General features: G+C 34.7%; 2 protein-coding genes. Both read left to right on the top strand.

The genetic code is table 11. The annotated features are described in order from the left end of the window. Positions 1–13 precede the first annotated feature (13 nt). Positions 14–1,426 carry a Fe-S cluster assembly protein SufB gene (gene sufB, locus KHW44_RS08980; RefSeq protein WP_304068658.1) on the top strand — a complete coding sequence of 471 codons (1,413 nt, stop codon included), beginning with the start codon at positions 14–16 and terminating at the stop codon, positions 1,424–1,426. Between the two features lie 9 nt (positions 1,427–1,435). After that, the coding region (locus KHW44_RS08975; RefSeq protein ID WP_304068655.1) for a SufD family Fe-S cluster assembly protein at positions 1,436–2,074 on the top strand (639 nt) is incomplete at its 3' end.

Genomic DNA, 2,074 nt, shown 5'->3' with positions numbered 1-2,074 from the left:
AAGAGGTGAAATAATGGCACCTAAAATGAAGACTCAAGTCGATGAAATGGATAGAGGTATCTATGACATCAAGAATAAATTTACTTTTAGAAGAAAAACCGAAGAAGGTTTGACTCCTGAAATTGTAAGACAAATTTCAGAAGAAAAAAATGAACCTCAATGGATGCTTGAAAAAAGATTGGAAGCTCTTGAAATATTTTACAATTCAGAAGATCCTGAATGGGGACCTGATTTGAGCGTCGTTGATATGGATAAGGTCACAACATATATAAGACCTGATGCAGACAGATCAAGCGACTGGAACGAAGTTCCTGATGAAATCAGAGATACTTTTGATAAGTTGGGTATTCAAGAAGCTGAAAAAGAAATGATGCTTAGCGGTGTTGGTGCACAATACGATAGTGAGGTTGTGTATCACAACATTCAACAATCTTTGGTAGACCAAGGGGTTATATATACAGATTTTGATACAGCTCTTAGAGAACATGAAGATATTGTTAAACAATATTTTGCAAAATCAATCACACCAAGATTACACAAATACGCAGCACTTCACTATGCAGTGTGGTCAGGTGGATCATTTGTATACGTTCCAAAAGGAGTAGATGTTAAAGTCCCACTTCAAAGTTATTTTAGATTGAATGCTCCAGGTGCAGGTCAATTCGAACATACAATGATTATCGTAGAAGATGACAGTTATTGTCACTTCATTGAAGGTTGTTCAGCTCCAAAATACAACGCATTAAATGTACATGCTGGTGCAGTTGAAATCTTCGTTGGAGAAAATGCTACTCTTAGATTTTCTACAATCGAAAACTGGTCACGTAATATGTACAACTTGAACTCAAAAAGAGCGATCATTGAAAAAAATGGTAAGGTTGAATGGGTTTCTGGTTCATTCGGATCAGCAGTATCCATGCTTTATCCTTCAAGTGTCTTAAAGGGAGAAGGCGCAAGTAGTGAATACACAGGTATTTCATTTGCAGGACGCGACCAAAACTTAGACACAGGCGCTGTTATAATTCACGCAGCTCCTCACACTACAAGCTATGTAAATAGTAAATCCATATCTAAATCAGGCGGAATAAGTGTTTACAGAGGATTAGTAGACATAAAAGAAAATGCTTACGATTCAAAATCATCAGTAAGCTGTGAATCGTTAATGTTAGATAACGAAAGTAGATCAGATACAATTCCAGTTGTTAAAATAGCAAATAAACATGTCGATTTGGGACATGAAGCATCTATAGGTAGAATAGATGATCAAGTTATTTTCTATTTGATGACAAGAGGTATTCCAGAAGAAGAAGCAAAATCAATGGTAGTTCGTGGATTTGCTGAGCCAATAGCGAAGGAATTACCTATGGAATATGCGGTTGAGATGAATAATTTGATTAATCTTGAATTAGAAGGAAGCATAGGATAGGAGTTGTATATGGAACAAATTAAAGGAAATAAACTGGGATTTAAAACTTTCAAATATTTGAAAGTCAACGATACAGAAATAAATCTTCCAGATATAGATATAAAAGAATACAGAATAGACTCAGATCCAGTAGAATCATTAGACAACAAAGATTTTGGTGTGTGCCAAGAAGCTTTGAACATGAACGAAAAATCGGGAAATCTATTCAAAAAATATAGAACAGAAGAAAATCAAGTAAAAGATTTCGGCGTTATCGATTTGGTAACGGATAGAGAATATGATATTTTGTTGGATACTCACAAAATTGTAGCCGAAAAGAACTCAAGCCTACGAGTTGTACTTGATTACAGAGACAATGACGACAACAAGAAATTCAGAAGTTCAGTAATAGAAATCAATGCCAAAGAAAATAGTAACGTGGAAGTTTTTATCATTCAAGCAGAAAAAAATACCACAGCATTGGAATCAGTTATCTTGAACTTAGATGAAGAAAGTAACGTCATCCTTAGCCAATACGAATTAGGAAGCAAGGACAATTATGTCAACACAAAAGCTAATTTGAATGGCAAACATTCTAACTTGGATATCAACAGTATTTACTTCACACATGGAGATAATTCATTGAATATGCTTTATGAAATCAATCAT

This window comes from Finegoldia magna (genome assembly GCF_018371055.1).
Lineage (GTDB): Bacteria > Bacillota > Clostridia > Tissierellales > Peptoniphilaceae > Finegoldia > Finegoldia magna_I.
This window is presented reverse-complemented; position numbering and strand designations above follow the sequence as displayed.

What these genes read in the sequence shown, in the direction of transcription:
- sufB (WP_304068658.1), top strand. Translation starts at nt 14, where the DNA reads ATGGCACCTAAAATGAAGACTCAAGTCGATGAAATGGATAGAGGTATC.